23 protein-coding genes are annotated in these 25,817 nt (G+C 63.7%); 2 read left to right on the plus strand and 21 right to left on the minus strand.

Going from position 1 to position 25,817, the window contains the following annotated elements; all coding sequences use genetic code 11:
- Window positions 1–33: 33 nt before the first annotated feature.
- The 10 genes from Clow_RS03795 to Clow_RS03840 form a co-directional block, all read right to left on the minus strand.
- Window positions 34–2,097: a ribonuclease J gene (locus tag Clow_RS03795; RefSeq protein WP_055176585.1), complete on the minus strand. Its 2,064-nt coding sequence runs from the start codon at window positions 2,095–2,097 to the stop codon at window positions 34–36.
- Between the two features lie 2 nt (window positions 2,098–2,099).
- Window positions 2,100–3,005, minus strand: coding sequence for a 4-hydroxy-tetrahydrodipicolinate synthase (gene dapA, locus Clow_RS03800; protein WP_055177524.1), 906 nt, complete (start codon window positions 3,003–3,005; stop codon window positions 2,100–2,102).
- Between the two features lie 51 nt (window positions 3,006–3,056).
- Window positions 3,057–3,800 carry an FAD-dependent thymidylate synthase gene (locus tag Clow_RS03805; RefSeq protein WP_055176588.1) on the minus strand — a complete coding sequence of 248 codons (744 nt, stop codon included), beginning with the start codon at window positions 3,798–3,800 and terminating at the stop codon, window positions 3,057–3,059.
- Window positions 3,801–4,547: a 4-hydroxy-tetrahydrodipicolinate reductase gene (dapB, locus tag Clow_RS03810; protein WP_055176592.1), complete on the minus strand. Its 747-nt coding sequence runs from the start codon at window positions 4,545–4,547 to the stop codon at window positions 3,801–3,803.
- Between the two features lie 78 nt (window positions 4,548–4,625).
- A complete protein-coding gene (locus tag Clow_RS03815) occupies window positions 4,626–5,363 on the minus strand; it encodes a hypothetical protein (protein ID WP_055176595.1) in 738 nt (245 codons plus the stop codon).
- Between the two features lie 17 nt (window positions 5,364–5,380).
- Window positions 5,381–7,639 carry a polyribonucleotide nucleotidyltransferase gene (locus Clow_RS03820; RefSeq protein ID WP_055177526.1) on the minus strand — a complete coding sequence of 753 codons (2,259 nt, stop codon included), beginning with the start codon at window positions 7,637–7,639 and terminating at the stop codon, window positions 5,381–5,383.
- A gap of 298 nt (window positions 7,640–7,937) precedes the next feature.
- The gene (rpsO, locus tag Clow_RS03825) at window positions 7,938–8,207 is read right to left on the minus strand and encodes a 30S ribosomal protein S15 (RefSeq protein WP_055176598.1); all 270 of its coding nucleotides are present in this window, start codon (window positions 8,205–8,207) and stop codon (window positions 7,938–7,940) included.
- A 101-nt stretch (window positions 8,208–8,308) separates the two neighbouring features.
- Window positions 8,309–9,703, minus strand: a complete 1,395-nt coding sequence (locus tag Clow_RS03830; RefSeq protein ID WP_055176601.1) for an MFS transporter — start codon at window positions 9,701–9,703, stop codon at window positions 8,309–8,311.
- Window positions 9,700–10,647: a nucleoside hydrolase gene (locus Clow_RS03835; protein WP_055176602.1), complete on the minus strand. Its 948-nt coding sequence runs from the start codon at window positions 10,645–10,647 to the stop codon at window positions 9,700–9,702. The genes Clow_RS03830 and Clow_RS03835 overlap by 4 nt, the downstream gene beginning before the upstream one ends.
- Window positions 10,648–10,693: 46 nt before the next feature.
- Complete coding sequence (locus tag Clow_RS03840) at window positions 10,694–11,656, minus strand: bifunctional riboflavin kinase/FAD synthetase (protein WP_055176605.1); 963 nt, start codon at window positions 11,654–11,656, stop codon at window positions 10,694–10,696.
- A gap of 30 nt (window positions 11,657–11,686) precedes the next feature.
- Between Clow_RS03840 and truB the strand changes: the two genes are divergently transcribed.
- On the plus strand, window positions 11,687–12,577 hold the full coding sequence (truB, locus tag Clow_RS03845) for a tRNA pseudouridine(55) synthase TruB (protein ID WP_055176608.1): 891 nt from the start codon (window positions 11,687–11,689) through the stop codon (window positions 12,575–12,577).
- Window positions 12,578–12,588: 11 nt separating this feature from the next.
- Here the strand turns inward: truB and Clow_RS03850 are convergent, their stop codons facing one another.
- From Clow_RS03850 to rimP, 10 genes are all read right to left on the minus strand, one after another.
- Window positions 12,589–13,236: a 4'-phosphopantetheinyl transferase family protein gene (locus Clow_RS03850; protein ID WP_055176610.1), complete on the minus strand. Its 648-nt coding sequence runs from the start codon at window positions 13,234–13,236 to the stop codon at window positions 12,589–12,591.
- A complete protein-coding gene (locus Clow_RS03855; RefSeq protein ID WP_245625695.1) occupies window positions 13,233–14,027 on the minus strand; it encodes a metallophosphoesterase family protein in 795 nt (264 codons plus the stop codon). The genes Clow_RS03850 and Clow_RS03855 overlap by 4 nt, the downstream gene beginning before the upstream one ends.
- A complete protein-coding gene (locus tag Clow_RS03860) occupies window positions 14,024–15,328 on the minus strand; it encodes an MATE family efflux transporter (protein ID WP_055176613.1) in 1,305 nt (434 codons plus the stop codon). The genes Clow_RS03855 and Clow_RS03860 overlap by 4 nt, the downstream gene beginning before the upstream one ends.
- Window positions 15,325–16,290, minus strand: coding sequence for a DHH family phosphoesterase (locus Clow_RS03865; RefSeq protein ID WP_055176616.1), 966 nt, complete (start codon window positions 16,288–16,290; stop codon window positions 15,325–15,327). Before Clow_RS03865 ends, Clow_RS03860 begins: the two co-directional genes overlap by 4 nt.
- A 6-nt stretch (window positions 16,291–16,296) precedes the next feature.
- Window positions 16,297–16,740, minus strand: coding sequence for a 30S ribosome-binding factor RbfA (gene rbfA / locus Clow_RS03870; protein WP_055176618.1), 444 nt, complete (start codon window positions 16,738–16,740; stop codon window positions 16,297–16,299).
- Window positions 16,741–16,886: 146 nt separating this feature from the next.
- Window positions 16,887–19,787, minus strand: coding sequence for a translation initiation factor IF-2 (gene infB, locus Clow_RS03875; RefSeq protein ID WP_055176623.1), 2,901 nt, complete (start codon window positions 19,785–19,787; stop codon window positions 16,887–16,889).
- A gap of 100 nt (window positions 19,788–19,887) precedes the next feature.
- On the minus strand, window positions 19,888–20,223 hold the full coding sequence (locus tag Clow_RS03880) for a YlxR family protein (RefSeq protein ID WP_055176626.1): 336 nt from the start codon (window positions 20,221–20,223) through the stop codon (window positions 19,888–19,890).
- Between the two features lie 903 nt (window positions 20,224–21,126).
- Complete coding sequence (locus Clow_RS03885) at window positions 21,127–21,348, minus strand: hypothetical protein (RefSeq protein WP_055176629.1); 222 nt, start codon at window positions 21,346–21,348, stop codon at window positions 21,127–21,129.
- 201 nt (window positions 21,349–21,549) lie between these two features.
- Entirely contained in the window at window positions 21,550–22,548 is a 999-nt protein-coding gene (gene nusA / locus Clow_RS03890; protein ID WP_055176631.1) for a transcription termination factor NusA, read from the minus strand.
- Window positions 22,545–23,087 (minus strand): ribosome maturation factor RimP, encoded by a 543-nt coding sequence (rimP, locus tag Clow_RS03895; protein ID WP_055176632.1) that lies wholly within the window; start codon window positions 23,085–23,087, stop codon window positions 22,545–22,547. The genes nusA and rimP overlap by 4 nt, the downstream gene beginning before the upstream one ends.
- A gap of 38 nt (window positions 23,088–23,125) precedes the next feature.
- Here rimP and Clow_RS03900 point away from each other — a divergent pair, with 38 nt between their 5' ends.
- A complete protein-coding gene (locus tag Clow_RS03900; RefSeq protein ID WP_156334614.1) occupies window positions 23,126–23,953 on the plus strand; it encodes a hypothetical protein in 828 nt (275 codons plus the stop codon).
- A gap of 76 nt (window positions 23,954–24,029) precedes the next feature.
- On the opposite strand, the gene Clow_RS03905 is transcribed toward Clow_RS03900, so the two are convergent.
- Window positions 24,030–25,787, minus strand: coding sequence for a proline--tRNA ligase (locus tag Clow_RS03905; RefSeq protein ID WP_055177532.1), 1,758 nt, complete (start codon window positions 25,785–25,787; stop codon window positions 24,030–24,032).
- Window positions 25,788–25,817 lie beyond the last annotated feature (30 nt).

Below are 25,817 nucleotides of genomic sequence, written 5' to 3' on the forward strand. Positions count from 1 at the left end.
TCCCGCTGGGGCGCATGAGGGGGCAAGATCTTTTTAGAGGGAATCTTCCCCAGGCTCGCCGGCGTCCACGGAATCGGAACTCATGGGGATCACCGTGGGCATAATCATCGGCTCACGACGCCACTTCTGCTCCACAAAGCGGGAGACCTTGCGGCGCAACTGCTGCACCATGCGGTAGGGATCATTCTCCCCCTCTGCGGCGAGGTCGTTCATGGTGGTTTCCGCCAACTCACGCACCTGCGGGATGATCGAGCGATCGTCCTCGGCAAAGCCCTTGGTCTCCACCTTGGGAGCCTCCAGCAGGCGGCCGGTGCGGTTATCAATCACGGCGGTGATGCTCACCACGCCGCCCTCACCCAGGGAGGCGCGATCGGCCAGGACGTCGGAATCCACCTCGCCCATCGTCACGCCGTCCACGTAGAGGTGGCCCACCGGAATCTGGCCCACCACGCGGGCGTGACCATTTACCAGGTCCACCACCACGCCGTTCTGGGCCAGCACCGTGTGGTCCTCGCGCACGCCGGTGGCAATCGCCAGTTCCTTGTTGGCGCGCAGGTGGCGCCATTCGCCGTGCACCGGCATGGCATTGCGCGGGCGGGCGGCGTTCCAGAGGAAGAGCAACTCGCCTGCGTAACCGTGCCCAGAGGTGTGCACCTTGGCGTCGCGGCCGGTCACCACGGTGGCGCCGATCTGAGCAAGCATGTTGATAACCCCGAACACCGCCTCCTCGTTGCCCGGAACCAGGGAGGAGGAAAGGATGATGAGGTCACCATCGCGCACGGTGATCTGGCGGTGCTCGCGGCGGGCCATGCGCGAGAGCGCGGCCATCGGCTCGCCCTGGGTGCCGGTGGTAATCAGCAGCACCTTGTGCGGAGCCATCTTGGCAGCATCGTCCATCGAGACGATGGTGCCGCGCGGAGCCTTGAGGTAACCAAGTTTCTCGGCAATCTCCATGTTGCGGATCATGGAGCGGCCGTTGAAAGCCACCTTGCGGCCCGCGGCCACGGCGGCATCCACGGCGGCTTGAACGCGGTACACATTCGAGGCGAAGGAGGCCAGAATCACGCGCTGCTTGGCCTCGCCCACCAGGCGCTTGAGCGCGGGGGCGATCTCCGCCTCCGAGCCCGATACGCCGGGGGTGGTGGCGTTGGTGGAATCGCAGAGCATAAGGTCCACGCCCTCGTCGCCAAAGCGGGACAAAGCAGGAAGGTCGGTGGGGCGGCCATCGGTGGGGGTCTGGTCCACCTTGATGTCGCCAGTGTGGATCACCAGGCCCGCGCCCGTCTTGATCGCAATGCCCAGGCAGTCCGGCACGGAGTGGTTCACGTGCCAGAAGCGCAGGTTGAAGGGGCCGCGATTCTCATTGGAATCCTCATTGATCTCAATGAGCTTGGGGCGCTGACGGTGCTCCTTACACTTGGCGGCAATGAGCGCCACCGTGAAGCGGGAGGCCAGAATCGGAATATCCGGGCGCAGCTTGAGCAGCCACGGAATAGCGCCAATGTGGTCCTCGTGCCCGTGGGTAATCACCAGGGCGTCCACGCGGTCCAGGTGCTTTTCAATGGGGCCGAAGTCCGGGAGAATCAGGTCCACGCCCGGCTCATTGGAGCTGGGGAAGAGCACGCCGCAGTCCACGATGAGCAGGCGGTTATTATACTCAAAGACCGTCATATTACGGCCGATCTCGGAAATACCACCCAGCGCGTAGATGCGCAGGCCGTTCTTGGGGGCCTTGGGCGGGGCCGGGAGGCGCTTGGTGAGGTCCGCGCCCTGCATGGACTTCACCACGTTGCGGCGGCCACCGTTGTTGCCGCCGCCATTGTGATTGCCGTTGCCACCGTTGTTGCCTCGGCCACCGCGACGCCCCCGGCCGCCTCGGCGGTTGTTGCCGTTGCCGCCGTTACCGTTTCCACCATTGCCACCACGGGAGCGGTTCGAGGAGGAATCGCCCTTGGGGCCGTTATTGTTGTTTCCGGCGTTGTTCTCCGCGCCCTCGGTTTTGTTCTCTACCTTCTCGGGTGCTTGGAATACGGGGGCCTCCTCCGGGGGACCCGCTTTACGAGTTACTTTGCGGGAACGGTTGCGGGATTCGCTCATATTTATAGAACTCCAGCTTTCTGCATGTCATGGCGGAGTTCCTCCACCTGCTCGGGGGTGGGAGCCACCACCGGCAGGCGGGGGTCGCCCACCTCGATGCCCTGCAAGCGCAGGGCAGCCTTTGCGAGGCTGACACCGCCCAGACGAGCCTGGGCGCGTATCAGCGGATTGAGTGCGGCGTTGATTTCTCTAGCTCGAACGAGGTCGCCTTCCTCGAAACTGGTGTGCAGCAAGCGGAGTTGCGGGGCAGCCACGTGCCCGATCACGGAGACAAAGCCACTGGCTCCCAAGGAAAGCCACGGGAGGTTCAGGGGATCATCCCCGGAGTACCAGGCCAGGCCGGTCTCCGCGATGAGCGGGGCGGCCGCCGCCATATCGCCCTTGGCATCCTTTACTGCCTTAATGGTGGGCAGTTCCGCCAGCCTCCGAATGGTATCCGGGGCCAGCGGGGTCGCGGTGCGGCCAGGAATGTCATACAGGCAGATCGGCAGGTCCGTCGCCGCAGCAACGGCCTCAATATGCCGGTACACCCCCTCCTGGCTGGGCTTGGAGTAATAGGGCGTGACCACGAGCAGGGAATCAGCTCCCGCCTCGGCCGAAGCCTTGGCGAGGCTTATCGACGCCCGCGTGTCATAGGTTCCCGCGCCCGCGATAATGCGCGCGCGATCTCCCACCTCCTGCTTGACTGCACTGAGCAGGGGCAGCTTTTCTTCCACGGTCACCGTGGGGGATTCCCCCGTGGTGCCGCCGAGAACGAGAGAGTCGCATCCACTGTCCACCAAATGGGAGGCCAGCCGGCGACCAGCTTCAACGTCCAGGTCCCCATCCTTGGTCAGGGGGGTGACCATCGCAACGCTGACTGTGCCGAAGTGCTCGACTCCCGCCTTCGCTGTTAAACCTGTGCTCATGCCCTTAAACACTACAGTCTTAGCGAAAAAATAAAAGCAGCGCCCCGCGCATTAATCCATTCCGTAGGCGCTTTCCACCCCCGGCTCCCCGCCGGATACCTCCTCCAAATCCACAAAGAGCGCCGGTGCCACGGGCCGCAAGATGCGCAGCAGTTCCACCGTTAAGGCTCGCGATTCGGAATCGGCGTGCTCGGCCCCAAAGCCCACCATCACCTGCCGCCATGCCCGCATGGAGGCGGTGACCACCAACGAGGTAGCCACCGCCGCCGGAGCCACGGCCTGGGCCGCCTGGCGAGCCTGCCAGGCCTCCCACACGGCATTGCGCTCCTCGCCCTTCTGGGCGTCGAGAGCCTCCACGAATTGCTCGTAGGCAAAGCGGGCATCGTCCATGCTGCGCAAGAAGAGATCGCGCAGTGACTCGTCCTGCGCGATCATCGGGGGAATCACCACCTCTAATTCCTGCTCCTGCATGGCCGGGGTGGCGCGGGTGACGGTCATGTCTCCCCTGCCCGCCAATACCTCCGCGCAGCGACGCGATAGCCCCGTGATGTACACCGTGGCGGTGGCATGCGCCAGAAGGTCCCACCGGGCTACCTCTTGGAGGTGGCGCAGATAGGCCGCCGTGCCCTTAGTGCGCGGGCGTGGGTGCTCTAGACTGCCGGATTCCACGCGCCCGGCGAACTCCACCACGGCCTCTGCCGCCGTGGCCTGCTGCTCGGGAACCCAGGGCCCCTCGGGGGTGGTCATGGTCGGTTGGCTGAGCAGGTGTACCCGCAGGCGGGCCTGGCGCGTCATTTACAGCCCCAGGTAGGAATCCAGGCCCACCACCAGGCCGGGGTGCTGGGCCACCTTGCGCACGCCCACCACCACGCCGGGCACGAAGGAGGTGCGATCGTAAGAATCCTGGCGGATCGTGAGCGTTTGGCCCTGGGTGCCAAAGATGATCTCCTCGTGTGCGTTCATGCCCTGCATGCGCACGGCGTGCACCGGGATACCGTCCACGGTGGCACCGCGAGAGCCGTCGAGGGCCTGCTCGGTGGCGTCGGGAGCCGGGGCAAGGCCCGCTTCTCGACGCGCCCGCGCGATCCCCTGGGCGGTATGTACCGCCGTGCCAGAGGGGGCGTCCAGCTTATTCGGGTGGTGGTACTCCACCACCTCGGCGGACTCAAAGAAGGCCGCCGCCTGGCGGGCAAAGGCCATCGCCAGCACGGCAGAGATGGCAAAGTTCGGCGCGATGAGCACGCCCACCTCGGGGTTTTCCTCGCACCAGGCGCGCACCTGGGCCAGGCGCTCCTCGTCGAAGCCGGTGGTGCCCACCACGCAGTGAATACCATTCTTGATGCAGAACTCTAGGTTCCCCATCACCTGAGACGGAACAGTGAAGTCCACGATGACGTCCACGGCGGCGTCGATAAGCTGCTGCTTATCGTCCCCGTGGTCGAGGGCGGCCGCCAGTTCCAGGCCCTCCTCCTGCTCGATTCCAGCCACGATCGTGGAGCCCACGCGGCCCTTTGCGCCCAGTACGCCTACCTTGATGGTCATTGCTTTCTCCTTTTCTGTTTCTTCCACGCTAGCGCAGGCGCTCGGCGCGAACCTCGCTGGGATATTCCTCGGGGGTTATCAGTAGAGCGGCCGCGGTATTGCCTCCGCGATCTCCACCACTACTCGGCCCCGATACAGCTTCTTGATGAGGGGATAGCGCCCTTCCCTCCCCGCCATGATGCCCGCGATATTTCTCAGCACAAGACTCCCTCGCAGCGCGGTTTCTTCCTCTACTTCCTGCAAGTGCTCTGAAGAGGTGAGCGCACGGCCTGGCATCGCCTCAATACCACTGCGGAAAAGTCGTGTGGCTTCCTCACGATGCTCCTTTTCCGCGAGGACATAGAAAGTAAGCAGCCACTGCCCCGGTTCAATTTTTTCCGGCGCGAGAGGGTCAGATTCTTCCTCCTCCGGTACACCTGGTTCCACTGGCGCCTCCGCCAGGGCCTCCGGCAACGGCAGCATATTTCCTCCCCGCGCAAGATACCCAGGAAAAGCCGTGGGTTCATCGTGGTCCTCGAAAAAGAGTTTCTCTGAAACCTCCTCTGCCTCGGGATTCACCCGCAGCAAAGTACAAATGCTGTAGACCTCCATCTCCATCGGATCACCCAGGTATGTCTCAAAACCCGCCTGAGCGCGTAAGTCCCAAAGATGGTACTCATCAAAAGATGTTTCTGGTGTGGAGACAAAAAGAACCTCGCCATGCTCCGGGGGAATCATGGCGAGGCGTTCAAGAAAAAGCCGGTGCGCCGCAGGAAGATCCTGAGGGCGGGCAATAAAGACAGTCGTAATCTGTTCCGTGTGCCAGTTTTCCTTCACACGGAACAGATTAAGCCTTAATCCTCCACCGGCACCAAGGAGAGCTTGCCGCGGTTATCAATGTCCGCGATCTCCACTTCCACCTTGTCGCCCACGTTAATCACGTCCTCCACCTTGTCGATGCGCTTATTGCCACCCAGGTTGGAGATGTGAATGAGGCCGTCGCGGCCCGGAGCAATGGAGACGAAGGCACCGAAGGCCACCGTCTTAACCACGGTTCCCAGGAAGCACTCCCCCACCTTGGGTAGCTGGGGGTTGGCGATGCTGTTGATCTTCTCCACGGCGGCGTCGGCGGCCTCCCCGCTGGTGGCGGAGACGTACACGGTGCCGTCCTCCTCAATGGAGACCTCCGCGCCGGTTTCCTCGGTGATCGCGTTAATGGTCTTGCCCTTGGGGCCGATCAGCTCACCGATCTTGTTCACCGGCACGGTGACCGTGACGATCTTGGGGGCCAGGCCGCTCATCTCGTCGGGGGCGTCGATGACCTCCATCATCGTGTCCAGGATGGTCAGGCGCGCCTCGCGGGCCTGGTCCAGGGCGGAGGCCAGCACGGAGGAGGGAATACCGTCGAGCTTGGTATCCAATTGCAGGGCCGTGATGAACTCCCCGGTACCGGCCACCTTGAAGTCCATGTCGCCAAAGGCGTCCTCGGCGCCCAGAATGTCAGTGAGGGCCACGTACTGAGTCTTGCCCTCGACCTCGCCGGAGACCAGGCCCATCGCAATGCCCGCCACCGGGGCCTTGAGCGGCACACCGGCGTTATACAGGGAGAGCACGGAGGCGCACACCGAGCCCATCGAGGTGGAGCCGTTGGAGCCCAGAGCCTCGGAAACCTGGCGAATGGTGTAGGGGAACTCCTCGCGGGAGGGGATCACCGGCACCACGGCGCGCTCGGCCAGGGCGCCGTGGCCGATCTCGCGGCGCTTGGGCGAGCCCACGCGGCCGGTCTCACCCGTGGAGTAGGGCGGGAAGTTGTAGTGGTGAATGTAGCGCTTGGACTTGGTGGGCGTGAGCGAGTCGATCTGCTGCTCCATCTTGAGCATATCCAGGGTGGTCACGCCCAGAATCTGCGTCTCGCCGCGCTCGAAGAGGGAGGAACCGTGGGCGCGCGGCACCAGGTCCACCTCCACACCGAGGTCACGAATATCGGTGAGCCCGCGGCCGTCGATGCGGAAGCCGTCGCTGAGAATCATCTCGCGCACGATTTCCTTCATCACAGCGCTATAGGCCGCGCGAATCTGCTTGGCGGCCTCTTCTTCTGCGGCCTCGTCCTCGGCAAAGCGATCGAGCAACTGCTCTTCTACCTCGGCACCAAAGGCATCCGTGGCCTCGTCGCGCTCCTGCTTGGCGGCAATCGTCATGAGCTTGCGCAGCTTCTTGGCGGCCTTCTTCTCCACCGCGGCGTGGATCTCCTCGGTGTAGGAGGGGAAGAGCGGGAACTCGCGCTCTTCCTTCGCGGCGCGCTCGGCCAGGCCCTCCTGGGCGCGGCACAGGGTGGCCAGGAAGGGCTTGGCGGCCTCCAGGCCCTCGGCCACCACGGACTCGGTGGGAGCCGGAGCGCCCTCGGAGATGCGCTCCACCACGGACTCGCCCGCGCCGGCCTCCACCATCATGATCGCCACATCTTCCACCGTGCGGCGGCCCTGGCGGCGCTTGACGATGCGCCCGGCCACCACCAGCTCAAAGAGGGCGTCCTCGTGCTGCTGCGCCGTGGGGAAGGCCACCCACTGCCCCTTGGGGTGGGCCTCATCAGCGATGAGCGCCATGCGCACGCCCGCCACCGCGCCGGAAACCGGCAGGCCGGAAAGCTGCGTGGCCGCCGAGGCACCGTTGATGGCCACCACATCGTAGAAGTCCTCGGGGTCCTGGGACATCACGGTAATGACGATCTGCACCTCGTTGCGCAGCCCCTTGATGAAGGTGGGGCGCAGCGGGCGGTCGATGAGGCGGCAAGCCAAGATGGCATCGGTGCTGGGGCGGCCCTCGCGGCGGAAGAAGGAACCGGGGATACGCCCGGCGGCATACATGCGCTCTTCTACGTCCACGGTGAGCGGGAAGAAGTCAAGGCCCTCGCGCGGCTTGCTCGACGCCGTGGTGGTGGCCAGCAGCATCGTATCCTCGTCCAGGTACGTGGTCACCGAACCATCGGCCTGGCGGGCCAACTGGCCCGTTTCAAAGCGCACCTCGCGGGTGCCAAAATCACCATTATCAATGGTGGCTACGGCCTCGGTGATGCCGTATTCCTCATCAAAATTGAACTCTAGGTTCTTTTCGATGTTCTTGAACGGATTATTATTCTCGTTCTTCCTGCCGGGATTGGACTTCCTAGGCAAAGGGGTGTCCTCCTATGAAAAGGTTAAAGCAGCGCGGCGATCGTCGGTGTCGCCTCAATTCCTCGTATCTGCTCTCAACAGCGCCCACCCTAACACGCAGCTAAGCAGCCGCGCACCCCCTACTACTCCCCGCACTCCCCCGCTTATCGACGCCCCGCCACCCCAACAATGCACAACCCCGCCACCCCAGCGCTCAGGAAGCGCATATCAGGGGTGGCGGGGTGGTATGGCCGCGAAGGAATTAGCGGCGCAGGCCCAGGCGGGAGATGAGATCGCGGTAGCGATCCACGTTGGTCTCCGCCAGGTAGTTCAGCAGGCCGCGGCGGCGACCCACCATGAGCAGCAGACCACGACGGGAGTGGTGATCGTGCTTGTGGCTCTTCAGGTGCTCGGTGAGGTTGGAGATGCGCTCGGTCAGCAGCGCCACCTGTGCCTCGGGGGAACCGGTATCGGTCTCGTGGAGGCCGTACTCGGCCAGGATTTCCTTCTTCTTCTCAGCGCCCAGGGACATTGAGATCATCACCTCTTGGTTATTTCAGTCCACACGAAAGATCAACGCAGGCAACTACTGTGGACCGCAGTTGCCAAGCCGCCGTATAGATTAGCAGGTTATTAGGCCTCCTGGGAAACCCTGCCCCAGGCGTCCGGGTACAGGCGCGCCTTGATCGCCAGGAACCACACCAGGCCGAGGATAAATACCCCACCTAGCAACAGGAAGATCACCGAGTAGCTGGCCGCCGCCCCCTCGCTGGCCCCGGTAAACGTCACGCCCTGGAAGGCCATGCCGCTCATCAGGCTGCCCACGATGGCCACACCGATGGAGGGGGAAACATTCATGGCGAGGTCATTAATGCCCACCGCTCGGCCCGATTCGGAGACGTCCACGGTGCCCACCACCGTATCCACCACGGGGGAATACATCATGGCCAGCCCGGCAAAGAAGAACACCGCGCTCAGGCCCACCGCCCAGATTCCGGCCTCCAAGGTGAACGCCGCCATGAAGCAGCCCACCACCATGAGTCCGGCGGCCAGCACGATGCCGGGGCCGCGCCCAATCCAGCCGACGATCTTGCCGGAGAGCATACCCATCGTGGCGCCGATGAGGCTGGCCCAGATGAGCACGAAGGACATGGAGGCCGCGCTATAGCCGTAGAGTTGCGCACCCACCGCGTTAAAGAGCGGGTTCATCGCGTATTGCCCCAGGTAGAACACCAGAATGAGGGAGAGCGCCATGAGATAGGAGCGGTTGCTAAAGAAGGCGGGAGTCACAAAAGCGTGGGGTACCCGAGAGATATAGACCCAGAAACCCACGGCCAGCACCGCGAAACCGAGCAACCACCACCAGGAGTTCATGGTGAAGAACATCACCAGGCTGCCCACGGTGAGTCCGGCGAGGAAGAAGCCCGCGACGTCGATACGCCTAGCCTTGCCGCTGACGTCAGGGAGGTTCTTGTACAGGGAGGGCACGAAGATGAGCGAGAGCAGCGGAATGACAAAGAGCCACACCCAACTAATCTTGGTGAGCTGCCCGGCCGCCACCACGCCCAGGGCCGTGGAGAACTGATAGGCGGCGGTGAAGATGCCAAAGTACACCACCTTCTTCGGCCCCGGCACGTACTTGGTGGCCACCACCAGGTACACCGAACCCGCCACCTGGCAGCCCGCCGTTTGAATGGCGCGGGCGATCACGACCAGACAGATCGAAGCCCCGGAGAAGAAGCCCAGCACCGAGCCCACCACGATGAGGGCGACGCCCACCATCATCAGGCGGCGCAGGGAAACGAAGTCTCCGAGCGAGCCGTAAATGACGCTCACGATGCCCAGCACCACGCCGGGAATAGCGGTAATTAGCGCGGCTTGTTCGGGGGCTCCAAGGTCCTCGCCAATATCGGCAAAGACGAAGTTGAAGGCTTGGAGGCACAAAATGCCAAAGATGAAGATGAATACCAGGCCCGGCATCGCCTTCATGGCGCCGCGTTGTACCTGGGGATCAAGGGTGGCGTTCACTGCAACACCGAGCCGATGCGCGCCATGAACTCCTTGAGGAAGCGGGGCACGTCCACGGCCACCGCGGCGCGCGAGGTGCGCTCGGACTCGTTGAGCCGCTGCTCATCTCCGATAGTGCGCCCACGGGTGGGGCCTTCCAGATCCACCTTGAGGTTGATCGGCAGCAAGGTCACGAGCGAGGGGTCTACCGCCACCGCCACGGCCAGGGGGTCGTGAAGGCCACAGCCGCCCAGGTAGGGGGCGGTGGTCTCGTAGGCCTTAATGTAGTAATCCGTGATGTCAGCCAGGGCGCGGCCAGCCTCTGTGCCCAGGTCGCGCCACTGCTGGGTTTCGGCGTAGGTGAGCAGAGTTTGCAGGGTCACGTCCAGGCCGATCATGGTGACGTCCGCCCCAGAGCGGAAGAGGGCGTCGGCAGCCTCCGGGTCCTGGCTGATATTGGCCTCCGTCCAGGCATTCACGTTGCCGGGCACGGTGAGCGCGCCTCCCATAATCACGATGTGGGCGTTAGCGGCAAAGGTGGGGTCCTTGGCGATGGCGGCGGCGAGATTGGTCATAGGGCCGGTAGCCACGATCACCAGATCATCGCCGTGCTCGCGCACGGAGTCGATGAGGAAGTCCACAGCACCGCGCTCCTCTACCCGGCGCGCCGAGGCCGGGATTTCTACTTCACCGATGCCGTTCTTGCCGTGGATAAAGGCGGAGATGTCCAGAACCTCAAAGCTCTCCTTGGTCTGGGCGTGCGGCTGCCCCAGGAACACCGGTACCTCGGAGTGACCCAGCAGGTCGAGCAGGGCGAGGTCGTTGGCCGCTCCCTGCTCAATGAGCACGTTGCCATAAGTACAGGTCACGCCGATGAGTTCCAGCTCCGGGGAACCCAGCGCGTAGGCCAGCGCCAGGGCGTCATCGACGCCGGTATCCAGGTCCAGAATGATTTTGCGGGTCACGGGGTGTTACTCCTTACTTGTGTGCACATGAAGGTCACCCCATACTTTATCCCCCGAGAATCTCCTGGGCACGACGCACATCGTCGGCCATTGCCTCTAAAAGCTCCTCGATCCCGTGGAACTTCACCATCGGGCGCAGGTGGGCCACGAACTCCACGGTAACGGTGTGCCCGTAGAGGTCGGCCTCCTGACCGATCACGAAGGATTCCACGCTGCGCGGCTCATCGCCAAAGGTGGGATTGGTGCCCACCGAGATAGCGGCGGGATAGCGGCGCTCGGCCACCATATTCCCCTCGATCGGGCCAGAGTCCACCACGGTGAGCCACCCGGCGTACACGCCATCGCCGGGCAGGGCCATAGATTCCGGAAAGTACTGATTGGCCGTGGGGTACCCCAGTTCCTTGCCGCCGCGCCCGGCCCCGTGCACCACCTTTCCGGTCACGCGGAAGGCCCTCCCGAGTGCCCACCTGGCCCCCTCGACGTTGCCTTCGGTGAGGTATTGGCGCACCAGGGAGGAACACAGGCGCTTCCCACCATCGTGATAGAGCCCCACGATGATCGGATCAATGCCGTACTTATCGCACAGCTCCCGCAGGGTGTCCGCGGTGCCCGCAGCGTCCTTACCGAAGGTGAAGTTCTCCCCCACCAGCACCGCGCTGGCCTTGAGGGTATCCACCAGCAGCGAGGAAAAGTAGTGCTCCGGGCTCAGCCCCGCCAGCTCGCAGGTGAAGTTCACCACGAGCACGGCGTCCACGCCTATCTCTCCAGCCAGGCGCAGCCTTTCCTCCAAGGAGGTCAGGCGCGCCGGTGCTTTATCGGGCAGGAAGATCGACACCGGGTGCGGATCAAAGGTCACCATCACGCAGGGTGCTTGGCGACGCCGCGCCTCCGCCACCGCCCGAGAAAGTAGGTGTTGGTGCCCCCTGTGCACGCCGTCGAATACTCCAATGGTGACCACCGATCCCGAAAGGTCGGAGGGAACCGCTGCAAGCCCGTGCCAAATGTTCACGCACCCAGACTACGGCATACACTACGGTGCATGACTGATCCCCTCGCGCGCGCTGGCCTCGTGGTCGTCGATAAGCCCCAAGGTTTGAGTTCTCACGACGTCGTATCCCGGCTACGCAGGGCCTTTGGCACGAAGAAGGTGGGCCACGCTGGAACCCTCGATCCGATGGCCACGGGGGTTTTGGTGGCCGGAATTGAGCGCGGCACCAAGTTTTTAGCCCACATGACCGCCGCCACCAAGGCCTACCGCGCCACCATTCGCCTAGGCCAATCCAGCACCACCGACGACGCCGAGGGCGAGCTCTACACCCACGCCTCCTCTGAACAGGCGGCGTCGATCAGCGACGCCGCCGTGACCGCCGCCATGAGCGCGCTCACCGGGGAGATTATGCAGCGGCCCTCCACCTTTTCCGCCATCAAGATCAACGGCCAGCGCGCCTATGCCAGGGCACGCGCCGGTGAGGAGGTGGAGATTCCCGCGCGTCCGGTGACGGTTTCGCGCTTTGAGCTCCTCGCGCGCCGGGGCGGTGACCTGGACGTGGAGGTGCGGTGTTCCTCGGGTACCTATATCCGCGCCCTGGCCCGCGATCTGGGGGCGGCCCTGGGCGTGGGCGGGCACCTCACCGCCCTGCGCCGCACGGAGGTAGGCCCCTTCTTGCTCAGCGACGCGCTCACCCTGGAGAAACTGGCCGATAACCCTCGGTTGAGCCTCACTCTGGACGAGGCCCTGACCCGCTGCTACCCCATCGTGAACGTCACCGCCCCCGAGGCCGAGGCCCTAGCCAAAGGTCAATGGCTAGAACCGCGCGGTCTCACGGGGGTGTATGCCGCCGTGGACCCGGAGGGGAGCAGCATTGCGCTCATCAAGGAAAAGGGCAAGCGGCTCTCCACCGTTTTCGTGGCCCGCCCCTCTACTCTCTAGAACGCGGGGCTCTAGCGCACCGTTATCGCCGCGTAGCAGTATCCGCCTGCCACCTTCCAGCGCCCGCGAAAGAAGGGCACCGGGGCCGGGCGCGCCAGGATCAGGGCCTCAAAGGTGCCGCCGGGGTGCAACACGATCTCCGCCTCCTCGAAGCCCAACCACCGCTGCGTGAGTGGGAACCACGCCTTGTAGGTGGCCTCCTTGGTGCAAAAGAGCAGCCTATCGGCCCATTCCGCGCCTCCTTGCCGCCACGCGGCCACCGCCTGCTTCTCCCTGGGCAAAGCGATGGAATCAAGCACCCCCGCGGGCAGGGGCTCGGCGGGCTCAATATCCAGCCCCACCGCCGTGGCCGCGCTGCGCGGTGCCACCACCGCGGCGCGCAGCCCCTCGGTGTGGCTGAGCGAGCCGCTAAAGCCCTCCGGCCACAGCGGCATGCCCTTCTCCCCGCGCAGAATGGGAACCTCGGCGGGCACACCCAGTTCTTCCAGGGCGCGGTGCGCACACCAGCGGGCATCGCCAAACTCTGCCTTGCGCTTATCCACCGCGCGCGCCACCAACTGCTGCTCCACGGCCGGTAACCCCCGGTATTTTTCTAGCGACGCCCCCTCAACCCGCAGCGTGCGCCACCGCATTGTAGGGGGGAAAAGCGATTCCATCATGCGGCACCTCCCAGCACCGGATAAGGCCACGGGGTCCGTGGGCGTTCCCGCCACTCCCTCGGATAGCCCAGGGAAACCTCCACGTGTGGCACGCCGTGGACGGTAGTAACCCCCGGCATGTGGAGGTGCCCGTACACCACAGCGCGGGCGCGGTAGCGCTGCGCCCACAGGCGGGTATGCACGCTGCCACACCACAGGGATAGCTCCGGTAGCGCCATGCGTTCTACCGGCTCGCGTACCAGGGGCCAATGATTCACCAAGACCGTGGGCCTGCCGCCGAGGTTGCCCAGGCGGCCCGCGCTATAGCGAAGCCGCTCCCGGCACCAAGCCGCCACGTCCACGAAGGGCTCTAAGGCCAGGGCGTCGATAAGCATGATTCCCTTCTCCCGTGCCCTCTCCACGGTGATTCCGGGCGGGGCCAGCGTGTAGTCGTAGAGGGTGAAAAGCGGCGCCACCGCCGTGCCGAGGAATACCGGATAGGGGTCCTCCGGGGTGTGTATTCCCCCTCGGCGGCAGCGGCGCACCAACTCCGCGTAGCGGGCGCGGCCCCGAAAGGGGTCCTGGGTGCTGCTGAGCAATTCGTGATTCCCCGGTGCCCAGATCACCTCGGCAAAGCGCTTTTTAAGAAGCACCAGGGTATCCATCACGAGGTCGATATTCTCCGCCACGTCCCCGGCCACGATGAGCCAATCACCGGGGTTGCGGGGGTGCAGGCGATCAATGTACTCCCGATTCGCGGGCACCGCGGCGTGGAGATCGGATACCGCCCACAGCGTAGGGGCATCGCTCACGTGCGCGCCCACCTCATCGAGCGGAAGCGCCACACCACGGCCACCAGGCGCAACCCGATGAAGGCCACCAGGCCACACCACACACCCATCAGGCCACCGTCGAAGATATAGGCCAGCCACACGCCGGGCAGGAAACCGCAGAGAGTGGCAATAACGGTGGCGTTGCGTAGGAAGGCGGCGTCGGCGGCGCCGAGCAGCACGCCGTCGAGGGCAAAGACCACCCCGCCCATCACCACCATGAGCACCATGAGCCACCAGGGGCCGCGCAGGGCTTCTAGCACCTGTTCATCGCTGCTGAAGATGCGCGGAATCACGGTGGAACCTGCGGCAAAGCAGGCCGCCAGAAGCGCGGCAAAGATCGTGGAGTACTTGGTAATAGCCATTCCCACCGCCCGGGCCTGAGCGGCCGTGCCACGCCCCAGGGCCGCGCCAGTGAGGGTTTGGGCCGCAATCGCCAGGGAATCCAGCACCAGGGCCAGGAAGTTCCACAACTGCAACATGATCTGGTGAGCCGCCAGCGCCGCCACCCCAAAGCGCCCCGCCACCGCAGCCGCGGAGAGGAAGGCCACCTGGAAGGAGGCCGAACGCACGATGAGATCGCGCCCCAGCACCAACTGCTCGCGGATCACTACCCATCGAGGACGCCAGGAACCCTTATGTTCCCGTATCAGAGCACCGAGGAACAGCAGCGCCACAATGCTCACCCCCACCAGGTTGGCCACGGCGGAACCCACCAGGCCCATGCGCGATACCAGCAGCGGCACCAAGATCGCCCCCGGAATCACCCCGGCCAGCGTGAAATACAGCGGGCGGCGGGTATCCTGCACCCCGCGCAGCCAGCCATTGCCCGCCATAATCATCAAGGTCAGCGGAATGCTTATCGACGCCACGCGCATCCACCGGGCTGCCTCGTGGGCCACCTGGGGATCGCCACTGAGCCACTGCGCCAGGGTGGGGGCTCCACCGAACACCGCCAAGGCCAGTACTAAGCCCACGCCCAGGGCTACCCAGGTGGCCTGCACCCCCTCCGCCACCGCGAGTGCCCTTTTGCCCTGCCCATAGAGCCGGGAGGAACGCGCCGTGGTGCCATAAGAAAGGAAGGTCAGTTGGGTGGTCACCTGGGATTGAATGGTGGCCCCCACCGCCAGGGCCGCCTGCTCCATCCCGCCCAGGCGCCCCACCACGGCGGTATCGAGCAGAAGATAGAGCGGCGTGGCCGCCAGCACCCCGAGGGCTGGCAGCGCGAGAGCAAAAATCTCCCGCACGCTCACCTGCGGGGTTTCTTTGTTCTCTTGCTTCATGCCCTGTCTCCGAATCCGCGCAACACCTCAATCAACTCATCAATGGCCTCTTGATAAGACCCCACCGCCGTATAGCCCGCGGAGGGACGGTGCCCGCCGCCGCCCAGGGCCACCGCAATTTGAGAGACGTCCAAGGTCTCACTGCGCAGGGAAACCGCCCAGCTATTCGCAGAGGTGGCCTTGAATACCACGCCTAAATCGCAGCCTTGGATGGAGTGCACAAAGTCCACCAAAGATTCCACCGCCGAGGCAGAATGACCCACCACATCGCGGTGCTTGGCCACCAGGAGCGCCAAGGAAAGACCATCAATGTTGAGCACGTCAATCCCTGCGAGCACTCGACCCACCATTTTGAGATCGTGGGCGGAAACCTGATCCAAGAGATCTGCCGCCACCTGGCGGGCGTCCACGCCCCTACTCATCAGATCCGCCGCGATGGTGTGCATGCGGGTGCCACCCCAGCGGAAACTTCCCGTATCCGTGACCAAACCGGCATAAAGGCAATGCGCCAGGGGGCGATCTATCTCCACGCCCATGAGATGAAAAAGATCGTAAAGGATCACGGTGGTGGCCTCCGCCTCCACCGCTATGTGGTTCAACGCCCCAAAGCCCTCATTGGAGGCGTGGTGATCGAGCACAATGAGCTTATCCACATTCCGCTCTATCTCCCCGCTCAACAGGCCCGTGCGATCAAGAGAGCCGCAGTCCACGGCCACGTACAAATCAGCCGGGGGCAAGCGATCGCCGCGCTGCACCTCCTGGGCACCGGGAATCGTGTACAGGTTCTCGGCAAAGCGCTGTTCTTGACCGATCATTCCCTCGGCCTCGATGCCCCGCTGGTGCAGGGCCGCGACCAGAGCAGTCACCGAACCAATCGCATCAGCATCCGGGCGCAGGTGGCCAACCACCACTACTTTCTTGGCGGTTTTCAGCCACGCGGCTACCTGCTCTAGATCGCCCACAGCCTCTTAGCGCCCTTCTACTTCATCCGTCTTATACGGGTGAGCGTCCCCCGCCGGAGTGGCGTTGGCCTTCAGACGCGCCAACTCCTCATCGCGGGCCTTGGCTCGGGCCAGCACCTCCTCCATGTGGGCGGAGGCCTCCGGCACCGTATCCAGCGAGAAGCTGAGCGTGGGAGTAAAACGTACACCCAGCTCATTGCCCACGATCTTGCGCAATTGCCCCTTGATTCGCTCTAGGGTCTCGGCGGCGGCCTCCACATCGGGCTCGGCCCCGATCTCCTCGGCGCGCACGGTGTAATACACGGTGGCGTCGTGCAGATCGCCGGTGAGGCGGGCGTCGGTAATCGTGATGAGTTCCACGCGGGGAGCCTTAATCTGGCGTTCCAGCGCGGTGGCCACGATGGTTTGAATGCGCTTTGCCATTCTTCCGGCACGTGCCTGATCGGCCATGTGTATCCCCTTTCAACGATATATTCACGGTAATTCCAGGGCATTGTACCCCGGCGGCAGGACGAGCATAGGAGAAGGCCCACCGCGGGCCAGTTCAACACTGAACTCACGGTGGGCCTTCTGGTGAGATGACGCTTGCGGGCCGCTTATGCCTCGCGCGGCACCTCCACCATCTCGTAGACCTGGATCTGATCGCCCACCACGATGTCCGGGTACGAGAGCACCATACCGCACTCGTAACCAGCGGATACCTCGGTGGCATCATCCTTACCACGACGCAGGGAGTCAATGGTGGCGTTCTCGGTAACCACATTGCCATCGCGCACCAGGCGCACCTTGGCGTTGCGGCGTACCTTGCCGGACTCCACCATACAACCGGCGATGAGACCCACGGCAGATGCCTTGAAGATCTGACGGATCTCCGCGGTACCCACCTCGCGCTCCTCGTAGATCGGCTTGAGCATGCCCTTGAGCGCGCTCTCCACCTCGTCGATGGCCTGGTAAATAACCGTGTAGTAACGGATATCCACGCCCTCGGCGTTGGCCTCCTCGGTGGCCTTGCCCTCGGAGCGCACGTTGAACGCAATGATGATGGCGTCCGATGCCGCCGCCAGCGTGACGTTCGTCTGCGTCACCGCGCCCACGCCGCGGTCGATGATGTTGAGCTGAACCTCATCATCCACCTCGATCTTGAGCAGGGCATCCTCCAGGGCTTCCACCGAACCGGCGTTATCGCCCTTGAGAATGAGGTTGAGGGTGGAGTGCTCCTTGAGCACCTCATCCAGATCCTCCAGGGAGACGCGCTTGCGCTTGCGAGCCGCCTCCGCGCTGCGGCGACGGGCGTCGCGCTGGTTGGCGATCTGGCGGGCCACGCGGTCATCCTCCACCACGAGCAGGTTATCGCCCGCGCCGGGAACACCGTTGAGGCCCTGCACCTGCACCGGACGCGAGGGACCGGCCTCTTCGACGTCCTCGCCGTACTCGTCCACCATGCGGCGCACGCGACCATAGGTATCACCCACCACGATGGAATCGCCCACACGCAGGGTACCGCGCTGCACGATCACCGTGGAGACGGGGCCACGCCCACGATCGAGGTGCGCCTCGATCGAGATACCCTGGGCATCCATATCCGGGTTCGCACGCAGATCGAGGGCGGCGTCGGCAGTAAGCACCACGGCCTCTAGCAGAGAATCAATGTTCTGCCCCTGCTTAGCGGAGATGTCCACGAACATGGTGTCGCCACCATATTCCTCGGGCACCAGGCCGTACTCGGTGAGCTGGCCGCGAATCTTCTCCGGCTGAGCGCCTTCCTTATCAATCTTGTTCACCGCCACCACGATCGGCACGTCGGCCGCCTTGGCGTGGTTGATGGCTTCCACCGTCTGAGGCATCACGCCGTCATCGGCAGCCACCACCAAGATGGCGATGTCCGTGGACTTTGCACCACGGGCACGCATGGCGGTAAAGGCCTCGTGACCAGGGGTATCGAGGAAGGTGATCGTGCGTTCGCCGTCCTCGACCTCCACGTTCACCTGGTAGGCACCAATGCCCTGCGTGATACCACCGGCCTCGCGGCCGCCCACGTTGGCGTTACGGATGGTATCGAGCAGGCGGGTCTTACCGTGATCCACGTGACCCATGACCGTGACCACTGGGGGACGCTGAGCGAGTTCTTCCTCGCCGCCCTCGTCCTCACCGAACTGGAGATCAAAGGATTCCAGCAGCTCGCGGTCCTCGTCCTCGGGGGAGACGACCTCAACGGTGTAGTTCATCTCCTCGCCCAGCAGCTTCAACGTCTCCTCGGAAACGGAAGCCGTGGCCGTGACCATCTCGCCCAGATTGAACAGGGCCTGCACCAGCGAGGAGGCATCGGTACCGATCTTCTCCGCGAAGTCGGAAAGCGAGGCGCCGCGACGCAGGCGCAGCTTCTGTCCGCCGCCATCGGGCAGTTGCACGCCGCCAATGACGTTCGGGGCCTTCATTGCCTCGAACTCATTGCGCTTCTGCCGCTTGGACTTGCGCCCCCTACGCGGAGCGCCACCCGGACGCCCGAAGGCACCCGCCGTGCCACCACGACGCCCACCGCGGCCGCCGCGGAATCCTCCGCCACCGGTCGGGCCACCGCCACGGTTATTGCCACCACGCCCACCGCGGCCGCTATTGGCCGAGGTAGCAGGCATCTGGCCCGGGTTCGGGTGCGCCGGCATCATCGCGGGCGTGGGGCCCTTGCCGGAGCCGCTGCCGCCCGGACGCGGAGCACCACCGGAGCGCTTGGACTGCTGACCAGGGCGCGGAGACTGCTGGCCGGGGCGCGGGCCCCCGCCACGGTTGCCGCCGCTGCCGCCCGGACGCGGAGCGGGGCGATCCCCACCACCGGTGGAGAAGGGGTTATTTGCCACGCGCGGGGCGCGGCCACCCGGCTTCGGGCCGGGCTTAGGCATGGAGCGCGGAGTGGGACGATCGCCACCCTGCTTCGCGCGCTGCTGGCCCGGCTTCGGCGCCTGACCTTGGGCATTTTGCGTACTGCTCTGGCCGGGCTTGGGGGCGGCGGGCTTCTTTGCCGCAGCAGGCCCCGGCTTCGGACCAGGCTTAGCAGCCTGCTTTTGTCCCGCCGGTGCCGTTTGCGCAGCCTGCGCCGTCGGAGCCTGGAAGGCCGGTCCCTGAGCACTGTGAGTGCTGTTTTGGCCGGGCTTGGGGGCGGCAGGTTTCTTTGCCGCAGCAGGCCCCGGCTTCGGACCAGGCTTAGCAGCCTGCTTTTGTCCCGCCGGTGCCGTTTGCTGGCTGTTTTGGCCGGGCTTGGGGGCCGCGGGCTTCTTTGCCGCAGCAGGCCCCGGCTTCGGACCAGGCTTAGCAGCACCCTTCTCCTCGGGTGCCGCACCAGTGGCAGCCTCATAATGCGCGCGCATCTTCTTTACCACCGGGGGTTCGATGGTGGAAGAGGCAGTCTTAACGAACTCGCCTTGCTCCTTGAGCGTGGCGAGCAGCTCCTTGCTGGTGATACCGAGTTGCTTGGCTAGCTCGTGTACACGTAGCTTTCCGGGCACTTCTCTCCTTAGCTGTTGTGCTAGGAAGCGAGAAGCACCCGCGATATGTGGGGTACTTCCCGGTTCCTAGACCTGATTCTTGACGTTCATCGCTGATGCTTCATCGTGTGCTCATCAGTGTTCGGTCTTCTTTCTCATCTGTCCGTTCCGTCCCTAAAACCTCGGAAGCCGCCAGGGCTTCCAGGTAGATATGAACTTCACTCGTGTCCGCATCCACGGGCACCTTCAGCGCGCGCGGGATCGCGCGGCGCTTTTCCGCAAGCTCTAACGCCCCAAGATCCGGGGTGATCCAGGCTCCTCGACCAGGCAATTGACGCTGAGGATCGGGAATGATCCTCTTTATATCCTGGGGATCGACCACCATGCGCAGCAAAACGGAATCGGGGTGGCGCTGCCGGGTGGCAACGCAGGTGCGGATTGGCGTCTTTTGCAACAATCCAGCCCCTTTCCCTTGCTCTTCCTTCTTTTTCGGTGCACAAACCGGACCCTGCGGTTATCAGGGCCGCAGTACAGTGTACGCCACCACCGGCGGAAAACCGTAACCATGATGGAGGGGTGTGTGTTCAATTCCCGAGAGCCAGTACTCCCTAGCTACATAACCTACCCAGCGCCCGCCCCTCACCATCCTGCGCGACGCCAGTACGACACGGGGCCCTGTTCTGGTTCTACAACTCCATAACCCAGTTCTCTCAACTTCTCCACAGCAACGGCGGGATTATCTCGCACCGCAGCCCTAAGTTGAATATCCATCCATTCGTTACGACTTCGACTAATCACATTTTCCCAACCCGTCTTTCCCTCAAAGCCACATTCACCAAGAAGGAAAAAGAGGAAGTCCTCCAGCGAGGGCCGGAACCGATGCCCACCCACGGGAAAGTGTATCCCCTCAATCTTTCCTTGGCGCGCTTCCTTATTCTGTTTAGGTTTATTCCTCATCAACGCTGGACTAAGCCAGGTCCCTGCTCCGTGGAAATGGATATGAGCCACTGGATGAGCAATGCTCTTATCCCTGTCATATTCAAATCGCACTATAGGCGCCGAACCCACCCGCAGAGCATATTGCGAGCTATGCACTGCAAGATAGTCCCCATCCCTATTCGGACACGTCTCAATCGAGATATAGCACGAGTAGAGATCAGAGGGCCTAGACGAGTACATATGCCGTCCCGCGCTAGCTTGAAAACTTAAAGGGATAGAGACCTTAAACTCCGCTCTATCATTTTCCCTATAAATCAGCGTAACCGGCACCGCACCGAACAGAGGTAAGCATTTTCCCAACGTGTCCCATACGGAACGGAAGAAAACCTGCGCACCCCCATGCAGCCTATCAGGCATTTAATTACCTCTCCCCCAAAAGAAATTCAATCCCCACCAGTTCATCATAAATATCGCGATCCGCTTCAGTGAGAACTCCCATATCGGCAAGATAATGCAGATTACGATAGCTCAAACCCGGCCCCTCAATACCGAGGTAAGCAGACACATCAAGCTGAGCTTCCAAGAGCCTTCGACGCTCGCGGAGCCCCTCTTCCGTAACGTACTCAAACTGCAAATCACTCATAGCAGCGCTTCCTTCCCCAACAGTGTCGCCCACAGTAGCACAGCTCCCGATCAATAGACCATATATCTGCCCTACAAAGCCCCAACATGCCTAGCGATATTGCCCTGCCCAATCTCTCGTGAGGGATTTTTGCGGGATCAATCCCCCGCCCCGCGAACACCCCCAAAGTTTTCGCAGGTCAGAACCCCTAGAATCGAGCATTTATTCCGCATCGGAGTGAATATCAATCTTCCACCCCGTGAGCCTAGCCGCCAAGCGCGCGTTCTGCCCTTCTTTACCGATAGCCAAAGAAAGCTGATAATCCGGCACCACCACGCGCGCGGATTGTTCCTCCTCACTGAGGATTTCCACCCGCACCACCTTGGAGGGGGAAAGCGCGTTGGCCACAAACTCCTTGGGGTTATTGGAGTAGTCGATAATGTCGATCTTCTCCCCTCCCAGGGCCTCCATGATGTTGCGCACGCGCTGCCCGCGCGGCCCAATGCAGGCTCCCTTGGCATTGAGTCCTCGGGAGCGGGCCTTCACGGCCACCTTGGAGCGGTGTCCGGCCTCGCGGGCGATGCCCACGATTTCCACGGAGCCCTCCACGATCTCGGGGACTTCGAGCTCAAAGAGGCCGCGCACCAGTTCCGGGTGGGTACGCGAGAGGTTGATTTGCAGGTTGCGCGGGCCGCGGTTTACCCCCACCACGTAGGCCTTCACTCGCTCGCCGTGGCTGAGTTTTTCGCCGGGGAGCTGCTCGGCAGGCAGCAGAATACCGTCCTGGGAGTCCAGCTCGGTTCCCAGTTCCACCACCACGATGCCCTTTTGGTTGGCGTAGGCATCGCGCTGCACCACGCCGGATACCACGGTGCCTTGGAGTTGCTGGTAGTTGCCGTAGGCCACTCCGGTTTCAGCCTCGCGCAAGCGCTTAACGAGGGCGTCGCGCACGGCGGGGGCGGCCACGCCCACGAAGCCCTCGGGGGTGTCGTCGTATTCGGAGGAGACGGTGCCGTCCTCCTCGTATTCGGTGACGATCACGGCCACGGCCCCGGTGGCGGGGTCAATGTCCACGCGGGCGCGCTCGGAATCGCTGGGCGTGGTGCCTCGATAGGTGCGATAGGCCTGGAGGAGAGCCCCTGCTACCGTCTGGAGCAGTTCTTCAACGGGGATTTCCCGGTCGTTTTCGATCGCTTGAAGCGCGCCGAGGTCAATATTCACTTGTTCTCCTCCTGCCACTGCGTGGCTTCCTCGAATGTCATGCCGGTGAGTGCGGTCTGTTCCACCGGCGGTTGTGCGAACTCAATTTGTACCACTGCCGTGAGTTCTTGTTCCAATCGCAGTTCCTCTACGCGCAGGGTTTTCCCCTCCTTGCGCACCAGGATCACGGCATTTTCGTCCTCGGATAGCGCCCCGATGCGCCCGGTTAGGGTCTCATCCCCCACTTTCACTTCCACCATGCGGTTGCGGTTGCGCTTCCAGTGACGCGGAGCGGTCAGCGGGGTGTCCACGCCGGGGGTGCTCACTTCCAGGGTGTAGCCGGGGCCGAAGTTGAGGTCACCTGCGGCCTCAGCGGCGTCGAAAAGTGCGGAGAGCTCGCCGGAGATGGCCTCAAGGGTATCGGAATCGGCATCCACCATGACCCCTACCAGGGATTTCTTGCCCGCACGGTTGATGCGTACCCCCTCGATGGGGTGTCCGTGGGCCTCCACGATGGAGCGGGCGAGGTCGGTGATTTGTTCAGCGCTCGGGAATGGCATGATCCAAGCCTAGCGTGAGGCCGGTATGGTCAATGCACGTGTCTTTCTTCCGTTCCCGCGCCAGCCTTACCCTCGCCGCTACCCTCGCCGCCGCTCCTCTGTTGAGTGGCTGCGAGGTCGATTCCCTCTTTGGCCCCAAGCCCAACGCCGCCGTGAGCGCTCTGGCCCAAGGTGCCCGCGAGGACGCCGAGCGCCTGGAAGGCAGCGATCCGGAACTTTCCGCACTGCGCGGGGAGCAGGCCCTTGCTTTCGACGCCGAGGTAGCCCGGCTCTGCGGCACCCTTGAGGATGGCTCTACCCCCGCCTCTTGCTCCGCTGAAAAAGTCGAGGAAGCCAGCGAGCCGGTGGAAACCACGGGGTTGGAGCAAATCATCGCCACCTTTGGCGACCTCCCGGAGGAATCGCGCCCCCTGGCGGCCCAACAAGCCATTATCCTGGCTGAGGCTACCGGCTCTACCGACGTCGCCAAGGCCGCCCAAGCCGCCAACCTCACCGAGGAACCGGAGGCCGCCGAAGCTGCCCGCGAGGTACTGCGCGGGGAATATGCTCTGGCCTACGGGGTGGGCGTGGCCAAGGCCTTTGGTGCCACGAACCTCAAAGACCTCACCGCCGCCATTAATGAGCGCATCGCGGCACTAACCACCGCCCTAGAGCCCACCGGCGAGGTACCCGTGGCCGAAGCCGGATATGAGATTACCGGGATAGCCTCTCCCACCGACGCCGCCTCTGCCCAGGCCTTCATCAACGCCGCCATTGCCCAGGCGGCCGATTCCTGGGAGGCCGCCGCAGCAGACGCGGAAAGCAACGAGGGCGGTTGGCTCAACCTGGCGATCACCGGGGCCGCCCACGCCGGGCGGTTCCGTTAAGTGCCCGGCTAAACATTCAGCCCCAAGCACCCAGCCCCGTTAAGCCCCAAGCGCTCAACGGAGGCACCTAGCAAAGCTAAGCCCGCACCCACTCCACCAGGGTCTGCGCGGCCTCGGCGGCGGGAACCTCCACGGTCTCCCCACCGCGGCGGCGCACCTCGATAACGCCCTGGGCGTAGCCACGGCCCAGAACCGCGGCGAAGGGCATGCCGAGCAGTTCGGCGTCCTTGAACTTCACGCCGGGGCTGACCTTGGGGCGGTCGTCGAAAAGCACGTCGATTCCCGCTGCGGAAAGTTCCTCGGCTAGTTTCTCGGCGGCCGCAATGGCCTCGGCGTCCTTGTTCGCGGCCACCACGTGCACCTGATACGGGGCCACCTCAACGGGCCAGCGCAGGCCCTTCTCATCGTGCATCTGCTCAGCAAGCACCGCCATCACGCGGGATACGCCAATGCCGTAGGAGCCCATCGTGGGCACGGAGCGCTTGCCATTGCCGTCCAGAATTTGTACGTCGAAGGCCTCGGTGTACTTGCGCCCCAGCTGGAAGATGTGGCCGATCTCGATGCCGCGTTCCAGGGTCAGCGTGCCCTGGCCTGCGGGGGCGGGGTCGCCCTCCTTGATCTGGGCGGCCTCCACAAAACCGTCCGGGGTGAAGTCGCGCCCGCACACCAGGTTCACGATGTGGCGGTTCTTCTCGTCGGCCCCGGTGATCCAGCGCGTGCCGCTCACCACGCGGGGGTCGGCTAGCACGCGCACGTCGTTGGCGGCCAGACCCTTGGGGCCGATGTACCCCTTGACCAGGAAGGGATTTTTCTTGAAGTCCTCTTCGGTGGCTAGTTCCACGGTGGCGGGCTCAAAGGAGGCTTCCAGGCGCTTCATATCGGCCTCGCGGTCGCCCGGCAGCAAGATTCCGGTGAGTTCGGCCTCTTCCGCGCCAGGTTGAGTCACCCGCACCATGAGGCACTTGAGGGTATCTTCCAGCTGCACCTCGCGGCCGTCGATAGTTAAGCCCTCCTCGCGTGCCCAGGCCACGAGGGTATCCATCGTGGGGGCGTCGGGAGTCTCGCACACGCGGGCCTCGGGCTGGCCCTCGATCTCGCGCTCGGTGCCCGGCTGGGTAACCACGGCCTCCACGTTGGCGGCGTAAGCTCCCTCGGTGGCGCGCACAAAGGTGTCCTCGCCGTTGGGGGAAATAGCCAGGAACTCCTCGGAGGCCGAGCCACCCATCGCCCCGGAGGTGGCCGCGCAGATCACGTATTCCAGGCCCAGGCGGTCAAAAATGCGCTGGTAGGCGGCGCGGTGCGCCTGGTAGGAGGCATCAAGACCCTCGTCGTCCATGTCAAAGGAGTAGGAATCCTTCATCACGAACTCGCGGCCGCGCAGGATACCCGCACGCGGGCGTTCCTCATCGCGGTACTTGGTCTGCACCTGGTAAAGCGTGACCGGGAAGTCCTTGTAGGAGGAATAGAGGTCCTTGACCGCCGTGGTGAACATTTCCTCGTGGGTGGGGCCAAGCAGCATGTCCGCACCCTTGCGGTCTTTCAGGCGCAGCAGGGAGTTGCCGTACTCCGTCCAACGCTGGGAGGTCTCATAAGGCTCGCGCGGCAGCAGCGCGGGGAAGAGAAGTTCCTGGGCGCCGATACCATCCATCTCCTCGCGCACCACCGTTTCAATCTTGCGCAGCGTGCGCAAGCCCAGCGGCAACCAGGAATAAATACCGGGGGCAACGCGGCGAATATATCCGGCGCGCACCAGTAACTTATGGCTGGGTACTTCTGCGTCGGCGGGGTCCTCACGCAGGGTTCGCAAAAAGAGCGTGGACAAGCGAGTAATCATGGCCACTGACTTTACCCGTAGGCTATAGCG

It is taken from the genome of Corynebacterium lowii, assembly GCF_001412085.1.
Classification (GTDB): Bacteria; Actinomycetota; Actinomycetes; order Mycobacteriales; family Mycobacteriaceae; genus Corynebacterium; species Corynebacterium lowii.

Bases quoted from the DNA above. Each gene is read 5' to 3' on its own strand.
- dapA (WP_055177524.1), bottom strand. From the start codon at position 3,005: ATGAGCACAGGTTTAACAGCGAAGGCGGGAGTCGAGCACTTCGGCACA.
- Clow_RS03885 (WP_055176629.1), bottom strand. From the start codon at position 21,348: ATGAGTGATTTGCAGTTTGAGTACGTTACGGAAGAGGGGCTCCGCGAG.
- dapB (WP_055176592.1), bottom strand. From the start codon at position 4,547: ATGACCATCAAGGTAGGCGTACTGGGCGCAAAGGGCCGCGTGGGCTCC.
- Clow_RS03860 (WP_055176613.1), bottom strand. From the start codon at position 15,328: ATGAAGCAAGAGAACAAAGAAACCCCGCAGGTGAGCGTGCGGGAGATT.
- truB (WP_055176608.1), top strand. From the start codon at position 11,687: ATGACTGATCCCCTCGCGCGCGCTGGCCTCGTGGTCGTCGATAAGCCC.
- Clow_RS03850 (WP_055176610.1), bottom strand. From the start codon at position 13,236: ATGATGGAATCGCTTTTCCCCCCTACAATGCGGTGGCGCACGCTGCGG.
- Clow_RS03805 (WP_055176588.1), bottom strand. From the start codon at position 3,800: ATGACGCGCCAGGCCCGCCTGCGGGTACACCTGCTCAGCCAACCGACC.
- rbfA (WP_055176618.1), bottom strand. From the start codon at position 16,740: ATGGCCGATCAGGCACGTGCCGGAAGAATGGCAAAGCGCATTCAAACC.
- Clow_RS03905 (WP_055177532.1), bottom strand. From the start codon at position 25,787: ATGATTACTCGCTTGTCCACGCTCTTTTTGCGAACCCTGCGTGAGGAC.
- rimP (WP_055176632.1), bottom strand. From the start codon at position 23,087: ATGCCATTCCCGAGCGCTGAACAAATCACCGACCTCGCCCGCTCCATC.
- rpsO (WP_055176598.1), bottom strand. From the start codon at position 8,207: ATGTCCCTGGGCGCTGAGAAGAAGAAGGAAATCCTGGCCGAGTACGGC.
- Clow_RS03795 (WP_055176585.1), bottom strand. From the start codon at position 2,097: ATGAGCGAATCCCGCAACCGTTCCCGCAAAGTAACTCGTAAAGCGGGT.